The sequence below is a fragment of the Paenibacillus sp. FSL F4-0087 genome (assembly GCF_038020215.1).
GTDB classification, from domain to species: Bacteria; Bacillota; Bacilli; order Paenibacillales; family Paenibacillaceae; genus Paenibacillus; species Paenibacillus taichungensis.
On sequence record NZ_JBBODJ010000001.1, the window covers coordinates 6,150,810 to 6,167,172 of the forward strand.

11 protein-coding genes are annotated in these 16,363 nt (G+C 44.8%); 3 read left to right on the forward strand and 8 right to left on the reverse strand.

The features are described 5' to 3' along the window. Positions 1 to 82 precede the first annotated feature (82 nt). From MHB84_RS27980 to MHB84_RS28015, 8 genes are all read right to left on the reverse strand, one after another. Positions 83 to 556, reverse strand: coding sequence for a hypothetical protein (locus MHB84_RS27980; protein ID WP_076288703.1), 474 nt, complete (start codon positions 554 to 556; stop codon positions 83 to 85). A gap of 65 nt (positions 557 to 621) precedes the next feature. Then, a complete protein-coding gene (locus MHB84_RS27985) occupies positions 622 to 3,132 on the reverse strand; it encodes a WG repeat-containing protein (protein WP_076288702.1) in 2,511 nt (836 codons plus the stop codon). A gap of 180 nt (positions 3,133 to 3,312) precedes the next feature. Then, a complete protein-coding gene (locus tag MHB84_RS27990; protein ID WP_179087147.1) occupies positions 3,313 to 3,591 on the reverse strand; it encodes a hypothetical protein in 279 nt (92 codons plus the stop codon). Then, the gene (locus tag MHB84_RS27995) at positions 3,578 to 5,308 is read right to left on the reverse strand and encodes a hypothetical protein (protein ID WP_076288700.1); all 1,731 of its coding nucleotides are present in this window, start codon (positions 5,306 to 5,308) and stop codon (positions 3,578 to 3,580) included. The genes MHB84_RS27990 and MHB84_RS27995 overlap by 14 nt, the downstream gene beginning before the upstream one ends. A 4-nt stretch (positions 5,309 to 5,312) precedes the next feature. After that, on the reverse strand, positions 5,313 to 8,828 hold the full coding sequence (locus tag MHB84_RS28000; protein WP_076288699.1) for a DUF4132 domain-containing protein: 3,516 nt from the start codon (positions 8,826 to 8,828) through the stop codon (positions 5,313 to 5,315). A 51-nt stretch (positions 8,829 to 8,879) separates the two neighbouring features. Continuing rightward, positions 8,880 to 10,031, reverse strand: coding sequence for a VWA domain-containing protein (locus tag MHB84_RS28005; RefSeq protein ID WP_064640846.1), 1,152 nt, complete (start codon positions 10,029 to 10,031; stop codon positions 8,880 to 8,882). Between the two features lie 23 nt (positions 10,032 to 10,054). Next, the gene (locus MHB84_RS28010) at positions 10,055 to 12,457 is read right to left on the reverse strand and encodes a DUF5682 family protein (protein ID WP_076288698.1); all 2,403 of its coding nucleotides are present in this window, start codon (positions 12,455 to 12,457) and stop codon (positions 10,055 to 10,057) included. Continuing rightward, complete coding sequence (locus MHB84_RS28015; protein WP_076288697.1) at positions 12,445 to 13,545, reverse strand: ATP-binding protein; 1,101 nt, start codon at positions 13,543 to 13,545, stop codon at positions 12,445 to 12,447. The genes MHB84_RS28010 and MHB84_RS28015 overlap by 13 nt, the downstream gene beginning before the upstream one ends. Positions 13,546 to 14,116: 571 nt before the next feature. Here MHB84_RS28015 and MHB84_RS28020 point away from each other — a divergent pair. The 3 genes from MHB84_RS28020 to MHB84_RS28030 all read left to right on the forward strand — a co-directional run bounded on the left by MHB84_RS28020 (position 14,117) and on the right by MHB84_RS28030 (position 16,146). Beyond that, the gene (locus MHB84_RS28020) at positions 14,117 to 15,307 is read left to right on the forward strand and encodes a cytochrome P450 family protein (protein WP_076288696.1); all 1,191 of its coding nucleotides are present in this window, start codon (positions 14,117 to 14,119) and stop codon (positions 15,305 to 15,307) included. A 39-nt stretch (positions 15,308 to 15,346) separates the two neighbouring features. Continuing rightward, entirely contained in the window at positions 15,347 to 15,691 is a 345-nt protein-coding gene (locus MHB84_RS28025; RefSeq protein WP_076288695.1) for a hypothetical protein, read from the forward strand. Between the two features lie 170 nt (positions 15,692 to 15,861). After that, on the forward strand, positions 15,862 to 16,146 hold the full coding sequence (locus tag MHB84_RS28030; protein ID WP_076288694.1) for an ArsR/SmtB family transcription factor: 285 nt from the start codon (positions 15,862 to 15,864) through the stop codon (positions 16,144 to 16,146). The last annotated feature ends 217 nt before the right edge of the window (positions 16,147 to 16,363 follow it).

Sequence of the window (16,363 nt, forward strand, 5' to 3'; positions counted from 1 at the left end):
TACCAATGATGAATGGATATCGTGAAAAATACTCCGGTGCAGAATAGTATTCCTTTTGAGGGATCTTTCACCCTTTTCGTTCTCAACCCTTATTGGAAATTCCCAAGTTCTCTGCTCGCATCTTATACCGTTGTATAACTCTATTTTCTACTATGGCGTAGATCATCCCCGCAAGAGCAAATAGCCAGATGGAAGTCGTTCGGTTCAAATGGTATGTCTCCACGATATGGTCTCTGAACATCTGATCAAATACCCACGACCCTAGTAACCCGCAACCGACACTATATACAATCACCCTGGCGATAATAAAGGGGACATATTTACGCAGAAGCCATGAAATCGGACTTACAACTACAGTATAAAAAGCGAATACGTGTGGGCTAAAGGTGATAAAGATCAGGAGAAAAAAGATGTGACCCACATTCCGCAGGCCATAGTATTCTGTCGTTGTAACTTTGTATCCTTCCAGGACTTCAACTGCGACCACAGCACTCAGCATCACGATAACAAACTCAATTCCTAAAACCAAAAAACGTTGAACCGCATTCAGCAACAATCCAAATCCCCTCCCATATCTAAACACCATTCGTAGGCATTAGGTTACGGGGTGAAATGGATTGGTTACGTCTGCTCGTGAAAAGCTTTCCAGAATGAACCCTCTGTATTAATGATATCCTTGATCTGGGCAAAAGGAATTGTAAATGTCGGAAATCCCGCGACATAAGGAGCGATTTCATAAGGGCTGAAATATAGATGCAGTGCATCCGCTGTGACAAAAAAAGGCTGATCCGGGCTGATTCCCTCATACGTGTCTGGAAAAACATACGAGTATTGTGGATCATTTTTGATCTGATCACCTACAATTTTGCTGAGCACCTTAACATAATCACTGTTCGGTTTAAACAAATCCTTGAGTTCATACATCTGGCCGCTGCTCAGATTAATAATCGCATAGATCATCGTCGGCATGCCATGTGCTGCACCCGCCGGGTAGTTATAACCCGTGAGCTTGAGTTGAAGCAATTGCTGCTGATAGAACGTAATATCAAAATCCCCTGTATATGTGTAACCCAGCTTCTGATCCGCAGGGATTGGCTTCACTTGGGATAGTGCCTTTAACTTGGCGTTTACTGCAAGCTGAACGGCTTGATCGGTTAACCCTTCCACCTGCGGATAATACACGAGATAATCGGGGTTTGGCTTATATTTCTCTTCCCGTACACGATATGGCGGGTGAAGTGGAACAATTGTATTTTGTCGCCAAATGACCTGCCCGGCCCGGTTTACATAGGATACGCGCTGGTCCACATACGCCTTGATTAGATCGGGAGCTACCAATTCGAGTGTGCCCGAGCCTTCAACACGGGGGTATCCCGATGCAGGTCGCCCTTTTAGATCCAGAAAGAACGTTTGTGTTCCATTCGTGACTGAAACCAGCCCTCCCTTGTAATTCGATACATCCGTATATACAAAATCGGAAAGTTTTCTACCAGTGACATCTGCAATTGCATAGACCGAACCTAAGAAAGACTGTTTGGGGTCAATCGCTTGCCCCAGGGCTAGCCGATGTTCTCCCAGATCTCGAATGTCATTATAGGCGGGTTGGATGGTAAATGTGCCCTGTGTGTTAATAACGCCATAGATGTAGTTGTAATCCTCCGCTGTATTCACAATAGCGTATCCACCACTGAACGGAAATGCCGAAGTGAAGCTCGGCTGAATTCGAATATGACCACTTTCGTCGATATAACCGTATTTACCCGATGTCTCTTTCTGAAAAGGAAGTAATCCGTTACCTAGAGGTCCTACGTAGGCATACGGATACGTCGCCAGCCGCTGACCATTTCGGTTAATTAACGCATATTCATTTTCTTTGATCTGCACAACGGCCTTGCCATCCTGAAAATCGTTCGCTGAAGTGAACTGAGCCCGAATGACCTCATTTCCAGAGGTGTCCAAATAACCGTAACGACTGACTTCCCCGCCTGCCTGACTGCTATCTGAAAGGTAAAATAGCGCTCGACCGTCCTTCACATCGGCAATAAACGGATATGCCCGTTTGGTCAATACTGCACCTTGTTCATCAATCATCTTGAACCCTTGGGAATCAATGACAATGGCCCGACCTTCTGAAAAAGGATTAATGGAATCGTATACAGGTTGAACGACAAATTGCCCGTTAAGATTAATGATACCAGTCTTCCCGTCTTTCACCACGACAGCCAGGCCATTTCGTTGAAAGTCTTGGGCATCGTCAAGTATCGGTTCAAGACGAATACGACCTTGGGCGTCCATATAGCCCCACCGGGTTCCAGTTGTTGTTCTGACTGATATCGGAAATAACCACGTCGTTTCACGCGGCCCCTCTGTGCCTATGGCTTGCCTAATCTTCTTTTCCAGCTCAAGCAGAACTTCCCGTGAAGGGTATGGGTCACTAAAACTTAGCGCTTTTTGGACCGAGACGAGCGCGGCAGGAAATAATCCGGCCTTGTACTGGGCATCTGCGAGATAGTACCAATAGAAAGTGTAGTCTGGATAGTGTTTAGTCAATTGTTCGTAATACTGCACAACTTTAGGAAAGTAATACGGATATACATCTGTTGCGGGAACCCATTTCCCATTCTGCCAGCGGATGATCTCGACCCGATAAGCTTCACCTGTATCATGAATCCAGAGTGCAATCTCTACTTTGCCATCTCTGCCGTGGTGACCCGGCATATCGATGATTTCCGCATGGCTGTAATACAAATCTTCCGGCGCCTGATCTGTCAGTCCTGATTCCGTCCATTCGTATACAGCAAGCTTCGACCAGATCGCACCGATCTGCCAGCCTACAATGAGATTGTTCCGCGCCGTGGATGTCACAGATGCCGCTGTCAGCAAGGTAACACCATAACCCAAGCCTTTCGTCAAAGACATCTTGATCCAGTGACCCTGGTAAAATTTCAGGACAAGCAGCATTAATTCTCCGCCCTGCTCATATACAGCAGCAATCTCCGGCATTCCGTCTCCGGTTAAATCTGAAGCATAAATGGCCGGATGTTTGACCGGTTTATCAATGGTGACGACAGTCGCGTCAGCCGGGATATGTTGATTGACAATTTGCGTTAACAGAGGTTCGCTCATGGACATGCCTGTTTCCTCCTTAAGACAGCATTCGCCTAATGGTATGGGTATGCATCATAAGCGGGGATATGACATCTGAGCGAATATAACCGTTAACTTTGGAGATTCAAAAACCTAATTTACTCAAATGAAATAAAAAGAATTGCAGAGGCTCACGCTTCTGCAATTCTTTAAGTGTCAATCGGTTCAGGATGATTCCTGAATGCTGAGCTGTACATACTGTGTGAGGCGGCAATAATGAAGCAACATAAGCTCCTCATCACCGCTCCCTAGAGCAGTTTTTCGGCCCTCTTCGATCATGAGCTCCAGTATTTCACGAAGGAAAGTCATTTGAAACCTCGAGGTCTCCGCGATTAGCTGTTCCAATACTTCCATATCTTTCAGTGTGAATTGGGATAATCCGCGAAGCAACAGCTCTTCTGACCAGCTGCTAATCTTCTGCATCAACTGATTATAGTCTTCCAACTCTTCCCGTCCTTCCATAACCCGTATCCAGTTTCAGACTGATCACTGTTGGACCCTTCAGGAAGCTGATCGGGTATATCCGTTGTTGCTCTATACGTACAAAAGCATAGAAGTCTTCGAGTGTTCCTGCTCCATAGCCAGACTCTAGCCGTTTGATCATGGTCTCCCATTCCGTTGAATAAGGAAGAGTCAGATCCAACGTCTCCCCATGGTCACTCTCCATCGTTAGAATAAGGTCCTGCGATTGCTTCTCGAAGCGATGCTCTACAACCCGGGCAACCTTGATCATCGCCAGTCGTTCTTTCGGAACGGAAAACAACTCAAATGAGCGTGCATCTTCAGCGAGTACGGAGGGTATATCTTGCATGTACTTGCCCAGATTCACCTCTTCCACTGATGTTCGTGGCAACAGTGTAAGCTTTGCGCCTTCCCCGGAGGAGAGTCTATGCTCTTCATTTACTTTCACCGAGCGAAACTGAATCTCTTCACCGGCAAATTGACGAAAAGTCAGATTGGGCAGCCATGGAGTGAAGGAACCATAATGCTCTGTATATGAGAATTGATTATCTTCATAGTATACAGCCCGCACATCGCTGTACGTATAGATTTCCGCATCATCAGAGCAATAGAAATAATAAGTGATTCCACGGTAACCGGAGCGTGTCTCCCATGCATCAGCACCCAGTCCATACAGATGCAGCTCTGGAACCGTATAGTATTTACTTCGGAAACTGCCAATGAGCTGACTCTGTTTGAATGCAGATACCTTCTCTTGTTCAAGCACCTGTAATGCAAGATACAACTTGCTTACCCGATCAAGCATCGATTGCATGGAGAACCGTACGTGTCGGTTAAAAAACAATTGCAGTTCCCCCTGAATCCCGCGTAAACTCCGCTCAACGTCAGGAAGATGACCACTATGGGCCGCAATCGCCAGTGTCTCCAATTGAGCCATATACGATTGCGGTAGACGAGCAAGTCCCGTCTTTAGCAGATCTGCCAGCATGTAACGGCATTCCCGCACCGTTTGAAGTGAAAACTTGGTATCATGGACTCTTCCACTTATGGCTTCCGTATCATCCAAACCTTGTTGCATCCGATACCGCAATAATGCTTCAAGTTTGGCCATATTACCGGCAGTTTGTTTTACTTTGCACAGGGCCTTAGCCAGACTAGCTTCCTCTGTAAACGAAACCTCAATTTCTTGTTTCACCAGACGCACCGTTAGAAGAGAATCTTCCAATACTTCAATCTGCTCGGGATATCTTAATCGGAACAGAACCTCCTCAATCAAGGAAGAACTATATGATTTAATCAAAGGAGCAAGATCGGATTCAACCATCCAGCGGAAGCGTGACTCCGTTACCAGACCAGACTCAGGTTCCAACTGTGCTGATGACGCTGCTTCACCCTGATTTAATGTATCCTCTGTCTGATGTTCCCGCTGATAATACAAAATCGAAATCAGTATATGTTTGCAAATGTTGTCTGCCGGACAGGAGCACTCCCAATGATCTAGCGTATTTTCAAGCGAACAATGTGTACCATCACTCAACTGACAACTCACAGAGGCTTCATTCCAAGTGTATTGCACAGTCAAGCCATTATCCAACTCTTTCAGAGACCGTTTGTACAACCCTTTGTTGGCATTTCGAATCAAATAATCCTCCGTACACAGCTTCGAAAACATCCGAAATTTCAGTTCAAATCCACTCACGTGATCAACGTCCTGACGCTCTTAAAATATCATAGATCGTCTCACTGAACACACGACCTGCAATTTCACCCAAAGCAATGGACTTGTGATCGCTATAATAGTAGTGTTTCTGACTGCCAGGTTTAAAGAAGTGCAGAGATTCCAGCGTGATATCTTCCAATCCTTCATAATATGAAATGCTGGTACCACTGAAGCGCAGTTCTGCGATAAGATCTCCATACTCTTTGTAAAATTCATGATACCAGCCGCCATCCTGTGCTGGACCTTTGATCCATCCGTATTTCTCCAGTGCTTTGGGGAATGCGGTGGGAGAGAAATCCGACTCCGGCAAGCGGTCATATTCAACCTTATTTTTGTCGTCATCCTCAGGCACATGAATTTGACGATTCAGCTGCTCAAACGGCTGCTTGATCTCATAATCTTCCAGCTGCGTTTTCCATCCTTCGAGCGTAGATTGGTCAAGTTCGAGTGGATGAATCAATCCCACTAGAGATCCCGAAGGCAGCTCGTATTCATCCTCATCGACGGTATTAAACGTTCCATCCTCCATATAACGGAACGTGGTGACCAACTGACCATCTTCATATGTGCCCCATATCAGACCTACAGCAAATTTCTGCATGATTACATTCTGTACAAACAATGCTGTCCACTCATCAGCAGACCACAGCCGTTGTTTTGACAAAGATTCTTCCAGACGTTGCGCCTGGATGTTAACCATTGTTTTGAGATCCTTCTTCAATTGTGTGAAACGCGCCTTAGATTGTGCTGCAAGTTCAGCATCATCTTTCTGTGCAGGAGCAGGTAGACTCTTCACAGATTTACCCGTTTCTTCATTTACAACAACGACCTGCAGATCTCCATTCACTTTAATCAGGAATGAACGCTCCCCGTAGCTCAGCTGCATCGTTCCATTCTTATCAAAACCAAGTGTGGTGACGAGTCGATCTTCCAGTTGTTCCGAGGTGAGTCCCAAATTTTCCGCTGCCAGCTGCAACGCTTCTTCAGCCGCACCCTTAACCTGGCGGTTCTTCACAGTGCGTTTAATCTTGTCAATCGCCATAAGAGCAGAAGGTTCCTTAAGATAGGCCAGTACTTTTACAGCATCAGCCGCAATGGCGCCTCGGCTGTTTTCTGTCCATTCCTTAATTTGGGGAGCCAATATATTCACAATCTGAGTATCGCCAAAGAGTGCCGAGAGGTACATTACCCACTTCTCCTTCGCAGAAGCACTCTCCTGAATCCACAACTGCAGCAGCTCGCTAGCAAACCGTGCGAGCGATTCCTCGCTTACATACTCACGGAGTTCATTCAGTCTTTCGTTCGGCGCAGATGTATGATCTATTGATTGGACCAAGATATATTGCTTGATTCGATCATCTAATGGTTGATTGTCCTCTGAACGTATCAGAGAAGGAAGATCGTTCAAAGAAAACCAACTTAGTCTGGTCAGCTTTTTGGCATCTGCCTGATCTGCAAGTGCCGCATGAGCATACTCTGGACTTTGATCCGCAGTATCCAGCAGAATTTGAATCAGGTTCTTCCATTCGGCAGACTTCTCACCCTTCAGAAGCTCAAGGTATATCTCCTTGCTATTATCCAAACTGCGGATGGCGCTCAGAGCCATTTCTTTCACACCCGTTTTTTTCTCCGAACGATATATTGTCGTGTATAAGTCCTGGTCAGGAATCCGATTGAATTCAGATAATGCCACGCCATTTGCCTTTTTGGATGAATCCTGCAATCCGGCACGAATTGCTTCAGCTACCTGTTTAGTCGACAGCTCTTGACGTTGTTCAAAGGTGATTTCCAAAATTAAGATGCGCGTGTCCGTGGGTAGTTTCTTGTACTGTCCCAGAGCAAAGTCCAGATTTTGCTGAATGATCCGTCGATATTCATCCTGAGGCATCGATTTGTACTTATAATCGGTCATACCGTTGAGAGAAATCAGACTGGACAGCAATTTCTCTTGTTTTACCTCTGGATCTTGGCCATAAAGTTCCAACAGCTTCTCACCGCTAAACGCGTAAGATTGATACATATCAGAAACGATATCCAGTGTCCACTCGGGATACGTGGTTAGAATCACGAACCGACGCATCGCCTCCGAATTCAAAGGCAGGAAACTAATGCTGATCAAGTTATGAACACGCCTTTTGTCACGATTCAGGTTATTAAACAGTCCTCGACTATTCGGATCTTCCCAGTATTCTTCAAAGGAGCTTTCACCGTTCAAATATCGTGCAATCGCAAGTCCCTGTCTGCCTCCATCTAATGGATGTCGAAGAGCGCTGAATACGGCTTGTTCAACCGTTTCATCCACATCTGGCACTGCGATTCCATGATCCTCCAGCACTTTTTGAATACACAATTTGAGGAATGGGGGTTTTAATATGTGGTATGCACGAATTGCTTGTTGCGGATCATTCACAATCGTTGATTGCAGAAATTGCCATGGTATGGTGTACGATTCGAGTTCATTACGCAACATTTCGATGAGCTGATATGGCTCGTCCAAGGGCACCAGCCCTGACAGCAATTCGTTGGCATTTTTCGTTCTTGTATCCATACTTAACAAATAGCGCCGAACTTCAAGTGGATAGATCTCATGTAATTGGTTTATGGCTTCGAGCAAAATAAGACCGGTCTCACTTTTGTCTTCAAGGAAACGTTGTTTGCCGCCACTGATGTTAACCAAATAAAACAAAGCATTGCTCAAAAGGATCATCGTCTTGTCGAACTCACTGTAAGACAGTTGCTCCTTTTTGGAAAGAGAAGTGTTCGAATAGTTCTCAGCTATAACCTGATTATGCTTCTCCCGGAGGAATTCATCATTTAATTCATATGCAGATTTGTTATGTTTCGTTTGAAAATTGCAAACCACCAGTGGCTCAATCAATGCATGCAATTCTTTCCGCAGCTTACTTGTATCATGTGTCATCACATGTTGAAACAATGCAGGCAGAGATTGAGTGAACTGTTGCACCTGGGCAAGATGGGAAGGGCTATTATTGAGATCTGAATAGAGTCGAAGGAGTATCATTCCATTGATTACATCATGGAAATTTCCCTTCAGTCTGCTCTTTAATTCATCCAGAATTTCCTTCTCTCCAGCATAGCGATTGATTTTCTCCAAACGGGACAGCAATTCGCCCATCCGATCATTGGTTTTGCTCTTTCCACTCAGTCCATAAGCTTCCGAGTCGTTTCCAAGGCAGAGCGTAAAACCATCGGTTCTCCACGAATTTCTTCTGGAATAATTGGATTCCATATGAATTACAATGGCTCCCGCTCGAAAAAAGATGTCTCCGTCATCTTTTTTGGCAATTTTCATGAGTACTTCTATCGTCTGGTACGCATAATGGCTGGAACCTCCCATCATATCAGGAAACTTATCCGTCGTTCCCATCACATAATCTATGATTTCCGGACTCCGATCCGTTTTCAACGAATATTCATTGGAACACACCTCTGCAAACTTCTCCACCAGAGCTTCTACTGCGCGATCTGCAGTTAACATTACACATTCCTCCTCGAATATGAGTTTATAAATGATCTTATATATAACCAATTAAGTAATAATTTCGCCAATCCAATCTGCCAACTCATTGGGTGTAATCGCAGCAACATGTGCACCCATATTGGATAACGTTTGCGCAGCATGTTTGTTGTACACGGTATCTCCGTTAAAATCGAGTGCGGTCAGCACAAGCAATTTGCAGCCCGTATCCAGAATATCCTTACATGCCTTATACATGTGCTGGATCGGGTAACCCTCCTCCAAATCGCTAACGAGAATGTATATTGTTTTCCCAGGATTTTCGATTAACGTCTCACCATAACGGAGTGCCTTGGTAATATGCGTTCCCCCGCCAAGCTGCACATTCATAAGCACATCTACCGGATCTTCCAGCCTGTCACTCAAATCGACAACCTGTGTGTCAAAAATGAACAATTTTGTTCGCAGTGCATTCAGGCGATAGAAAATGCTTGCCATCACCGAACTGTATATCACTGAATCCAACATGCTTCCGCTCTCATCCACACCAATGATGATGTCCCACTTGTTGTGAGACTGGATATTCCCATCAAAATATAGACGATCAATTACAAATCTTCGATTGTTTTTGTCATAGTTCTTCAAGTTCTTGGTAATCGTCTGCTTGAAATTCAAATTGCGCAAGGAACGCACTGAACTGGATGCATAACGGCTGCGTTTCCCCATAATGCTCGCTTTGGTCTGAGATTCGAGTTTGCGTCGCAGCTCTTCAACCACGACTCGTACGATTTCCTTGGCGCTCTTTAATACGTCGCCTTTCATTCGTCCTTTAAATTGCATAATGTTCTTGAGTAGGTTCATATTTGGTTCGAGGGATTCCAGCAGCTTTTTGTCCGTTAACAATTCCGTTAGGCCATAACGGTCAAGCGCCTGTTTCTCCAAAATTTCTACCGTTGATTTCGGGAACAGTTCCCTGACCTTATGCAACCATTTGGGGACGGTAAGGTCCGAGGGGCCCCTTCCTCCCCCTTTTCTATAACCCTGCTCTTCACCGTATTCGCGATTATACAGATATCCGAGAATCTCATCGACTTCGGTATATTTAAAATCATCAGGGGAGTAGTCATCTGCATTGGACAGTCCTTCTTCGGAGGATTCACCCAGGATAAGGCGCCAACGGTTTAAGGTCTCTGCCCGGTTCAGCTCTGCATTGTCTTTCACCATTTCCCTGGTTGTATTGAGCTCATTCAGATCAGCTTCCATGCGTCAAACTCCTTCCGAAGGGCTTCATCCCATGTTTTCGTCTGGATCAGCAATCGTTCGTCAACGGAAGGCCATGACATCTCTTTGTTCTCTACCTGATGCAAGTTCGCAACCCGATCCGCAATTAGGCCTGTCTCCATTGGTGTGAAGTAAGTAAACGCCAAACGAAGTTCAGGGATCATACGAATAAACTCTTCATAATCAAGCTTCTCGATCATATAGTTCAATTCTGATAAAAGCTGATCTTCATACAGAAAAGCGTCCCGTGCTACAGAGAACACACCCTGTAGATAAAGTGCAGTCTGGCGAGTCTGTTCCTGCGATCCCCGGATATATGCACGTGCTCGATCCACGATCTCTTCTCTATGCCTATCGCCAAGTCCTGAAGATATGGCAATACACACCCCCTCCAGCTGTGCCGGAAGCTGGCTGTCTGACAGAAGTTCATCCAGATGTGCCCTGAATGGTTCATCCCGGAAATGCTCTTCGGACGATTCTGCCAGCATGGCAAGCAGCTTCAGTCCCTGGACAATCGCTTCATGTTCATCCGGATTCGTTCTTGAGAGCTGCATCAGTTTGTCCACGGCATTGTTATAGGCTTCGGAAACGAGGTTGAGGAGCTGCTGTTCCTCAGACAACCCAAGAAGTCTGCGATGCTGCTGAATTCGATTCAAAATATGCAGACTTCCGCACAGTGACAAGAAATTCCCATCCTTCCGGAGCGCTGACTTTACTTGTTCATACAGCTTCATTGCGCTATCCTGCAGGCCCATGAGCAGAGCCTGCAGCATGGATTTGGCGAGGTCACCGCTGTGATGATCCGGTATTCCCTGCATTTCCTCTTCCATCTTGCGCGTAGCGGCTTCCTGAATTGTGCCTCCATAGAGCGAGTTCTCGATTAATCGAGCCTCAATTCTGGAGGAATAGGAGTATACCCATGTCTCCCGAACAAGGTTCATGTCACGCTGTGCAATCCAATCCGGGCCTGATTGTCGCTTCGCGAAATCCGGAACGAGATAGACCATACATTGAAACAATTGACTTTGCCGACGATGATCTGGTTTGGCATATAAATCAAGTATCTTCTTATGTTGGCCTGTAGTACGAATTTGAAGTTTTGATTCTGTACAACGTTCTTTGAAATCCTCAACGATCGGAATACTGAATGGGTTGGGAGCCACTTTTCCGATGACATCCCCGGTTAGCAATCTGTGCAGTTCTTGTATTGGTTTGTCTGAAGCTAACGTAAGTTCACCCTTTACAAAGGAAGAAAGTGTTGCATCCATCAGCTCATAGACTCCACCTTCCCTTTTTCCTCTCAGTCCTGCGAGTCCTTGAACCATGCTGTATGCCTCAATAGCGTCGCTGGTTGATACATGTTCATGCCCTTCCCTCAGCTTGCGAGTTAGTCGTGATAACAAGTCCAAAGCGGTCAAATTGTACACGGAGTTCTTTTGCTGAAGCAGCTGAGTCCATATCTGTTCGTAATAATTCACGTAAGGCATGCCGCTTGCATACCCATTCAGCCGATCCGCTTCGGCAAACGTGTAGACCATGGGATACATCTGCTGATGCACCGAATTCTGAGCCTTCACAAGCTCTTGCATCGTCATCTCTTCTGAGTCCGTCTCATGATTCTCGGGCATCAGCAGTCCATACGAATGAAATCCGCCAGTAATGACAAGCACACGTTCATGCTCCTGCCCAGCCTGCTTAATACGACTTCTCATATGAGCTTCTCTTGCCAAATCACCTGTACTGTGCAAGCGCTCTTCTGAATAACACATCCGGGATAAGGTGCAGTACGTGAATACATCCTGTACAAATGCCTGTGTTGACTTCTCCAGACCACCAATTTCAAATACGTTCTCCCACAACTCATCGAAACTTCGACAGTTTGTTTTCTGACATAAACGGTGGATAAACTCAGACCCTGCAAGCAATGTCTCGTCTTGAATGGATATCTCCCGCTGTTCTGCCTTGTTGGGCTTGGAGAAATGATGATAATCCAGGTCGATAAAAGTTGCAGGGATGCTCAGCCGAGCTGCTTCTTTCAGCGCTACATATTCAGGAGAATAACGAAGCATCGGATAATAACAGGCCGCTCTCTCCTCTTCACTCTCATAGGTGTAGTAAAGACTGACAGGAGGTACGGTCGCCTCATCAGACAGAACTTGAAGTAAAGGATTGCCGCTCTCAGGTCCTTCGATTAGAATAATGTCTGGCTTGTATTCTTCAATCAATCGCAACAAATGATAGGAACAGGCTGGACTATGATGGCGTATAGGAAAATAAAACGTTCCGTTGTTCAGGTTATACACTTGCGACTCAAACAGCGTCTGTAACTGTGCAACATCCAAATCCGCATTTCTTGTTAACCGATCCATTTCTTTTCCTCATAGTAATCCTTCCAAATCCCTTCTTCTCTCGAACGCTCCTTCACGACCTTGGAGAAGTAAGTTTTGAGAATGGACAGATCCTTGTCGCTTTCTTTCGCTATCGTCCCTAGCATGTTTTGCACCAGCCGATCCAATGCGATTCCCTTGTCTTCGTAATAATAGGAAGTCATTGCACTCTGTACATATACAGATACGGCTTCAGCCGTACTCATGGACGCTTGGGGCGTATCCAATTTGTAACCTTCCCGCGTCATTCCTGTGCGAAGCTCCATAAATGTCGTAGCCAGCAATTCAACCACATCCGAATTAATCTCGGTGTCTATTCCGCTATGTAATAATAGGCTTCGCGCCTGGGATTCAATAATTTTGGCTTCCATTTTCACACTGCTAATCGGTTTGATCGTCTCAAAATTGAAACGGCGCTTCAGCGCACCACTCATTTCATTGACGCCCTTATCACGAATGTTCGCCGTAGCGATCACGTTAAACCCCGGTTTGGCAAACAGCACACCACCATCCAGCTCAGGTATACTCATCACCTTGTCACTAAGAATACTGATCAGGCTATCCTGTGCTTCAGCGGGGCAACGTGTAATCTCCTCAAAACGGGTAAGAATTCCTTTCTTCATTCCGTTATACAAAGGCGAGGGTACAAGTGCAGCTTCGGACGGGCCTTTATCCAGCAGCATGGCATAATTCCAGGAATATTTGATCATGTCTTCGGTTGTACCTGCCGTACCCTGAATTGTGTTGAGACTGGTACCAGAAATGGCGGCGGTCAGCAGTTCACTGAGCATGGTCTTGGCTGTCCCGGGTTCCCCCACCAGCATTAAGCCACGATTGCCTGCCAGTGTCACTACAGCACGTTCAATGAGAACATCGTTGCCATAAAATTTCCGTGTAATAGAAACCTCCTCTCCATTCAACATTGCAGGTTTATTCCTACCAATAATAAAATCTCTGACATAGGCCGGGGACAGCAGCCAGTTTGGAGGACGTTTTCCCGTATCTTCTTCTCGTAACGCCCTTAATTCTGTTTCATATAGTGTCTCGGCGGGTGGCTTAAGCATCTCCATCGTCAAGGTTTCTCCTCTCGCATAAACAGATCGTATGTTCTTATTAAGTTTTATCTTATCACAGCAGCCTTTGAACGGACTTAGAAAACGCCAAAAATGGTTGAAACGTCCTTCTTATCGGCATTCTTCCTGAGCCAATGGACATAGTTCGTAGCATAATTGTGAATTACTTATATCATTGCATCATGGAGGTTGCATTCAAAACGAATTTGAATCCTCGTTGTTGTTGTAGACAACTTCAATTTATAGGCCATACGTCCTTATAGTTCATTAAACACCACGTAATATGGTTCAAGCAGCATAAGTCCAATCTCACAAAAAAAGCACAGCCCAGTAGTCTGTGTCTTTACTTCATTTCTATTGATTTTATTCCTTATTCCATGTGCTATTCTATCTAAAATTAAATAGGCTTTCCATACCATATTTGTTAGTCAAAAACAAGGTTTCAATCTATCCAATATTGAATATATAGATGGTGCAGGCTTTTCGTATGAAGCCACCGAAATTAACATATGATCCCTTAGATAAGATGCGTAACAATACGAGCTTTTGATGAGAGGAGATTAACCATTTGAGTACTAATGAAACTTCACAGTCTGAGTTGTTCACTCAAGAATTTACACAGAACCCTTACCCCGTATACGAAAAGCTGAGACAAAATGATCCTATTCACAGAGTCCTGTTCCCTCATGGTGATTTCGGTTGGATTATTAGCCGCTATGAGGATGCAGTGGAAGTGTTGAAAGACAACCGTTTCAGTAAGGACGTAGTCAAACGTTATGGACCCGATCAACAAAATATATTCGTGCATAACATGCTTTTTTCCGATCCACCTGATCATCGCCGGTTACGTGGACTCGTACAGAAGGCTTTTACTCCAAGATTGATTGAGGGCATGAGAAGCCATATTCAAGATATTGCTGACGATCTCCTGGATAATCTCAATTCCCAGGATAAGATGAATCTGATTGATGAGTTTGCATTTCCATTACCGATCATTGTCATCAGCGAGATCCTGGGTGTACCTCTTGAGGATCAGGACAAATTCCGTTTATGGTCCAATTCCATTATCGATGCGACAAGTGCGGAACATTCCGAAGTGTTTGAGAAGCATGCCCAGGAGTTCATTGATTACCTGAATAATTGGTTTGCCAAAGTACGTGAGCAGCCGGGTGACGATCTGATCAGTCAGCTCGTTGTAGCAGAAGAATCAGGAGAACAACTCACTGAAAAGGAACTGCTTGGTGTTGTCGCTCTGCTGATCATCGCCGGGCACGAAACAACTGTCAATCTGATCGGTAATGGTGTACTTGCCCTTTTGGAGCATCCGGAACAACGCGACCTGCTGATCAAGCAGCCTGAGTTAATCCATAATGCCGTTGAAGAGATGCTGCGTTATAACGGTCCGGTTGAATTCAGCACATCTCGCTGGGCATCCGAGGACATAGAATTTCATGGACATCACATCGCTGAAGGTGAACTAGTCATTGTAGCACTGGATTCAGCCAATCGGGATGAAGAGAAATTTAAAGATGCGGATGTTTTTGACATCACTCGTGAGAAGAGCCCACATTTGGCTTTTGGCAAAGGCATTCATCTCTGTCTGGGAGCCCCTCTCGCGCGACTTGAAGGCGAGATTGCGATTAATACACTGCTTCGCCGCTTTCCCGATATGCAGCTTCAGACGGATGTTAATGAACTTGAATGGAGACACGGCATGATTGTTCGAGGTGTTAAGGAGATCCCGGTACAGCTTAAATAGTTATGTATTTGAAGCAAGGAAAGCGAGGCACCTGACTGCATGGAAATTAACACCATTGTTCTAGTTGTTTTTTTGTTTCTTATTCTTATCTTATTGGTTCGCGTCATCAGCTTGCAGACCCAGTTGAATGAATTGAAAAGGGATGTTGAACGTCTGGAGAATGGTTCAAGACGTACCATACATTCCCCTCTCAGTTATAACGATTCTGCAGCGAATGTGTCTCTAACTCCACCGGCACAGGCTGACCTCACTGAACTTGATAAAGAGTTGCAGGAGCTTGCAAAACAGGGCAAGAAAATAATTGCAATCAAAAAGGCCCGTGAAGCCAGAAACCTGTCATTGAAAGATGCCAAAGATTACGTTGAGTCTCTTGAACGCCTGTAATTAGTATGTAGATAGACTTTTCAACTCCCTGCAAAGGTTTTTGCTTTCAGTTGATTCGTGTTCGACTGGAAACAACGATCTTCGCGGGGAGTTTACTTTTTTCTAAAGACATGATAAAGTTATTTCAATATTTATAGAAATAAGAAATAAAGACGAAAGGACCGATTTTGATGCAATCCAATCCGATTGATACTGAACAGGCTGTCAAAATTCATAAAGCGCTAGGTGAACAAACGCGATATAAAATCATTCAGATCCTTTCAGGTGAAAGTAACCTGTGTCCAGCTGATTTGGAGAATCGGCTTGTAACTGTAGCGCTCTCCACTTTATCTCATCACCTGAAGCAACTTTCCGATTGTGGTTTGTTGACCTCACAAAAGAAAGGTACGTATATTTACTACAGTCTGAATACAGATACTTTACAGAGATTCGCTCCTTATCTGTTAGAGAAGTAAAATTTTTGTTTTATATTTCCATAATACTAGAAACATAAAATCATTATATTGGTAATGCTACTTAGTCCGCTGAGCCTAATGGTTGTCATTTAAATACCCTTTTGCTATAGCACGCGGTACATTTGATAGATTAAGTACTCGCTTTGCCTCATTGGTAGATTAGTCTTATCTTAATCCTGTTCTCTCGTCTTTATTTCTATATTTCTAAAAATATAAT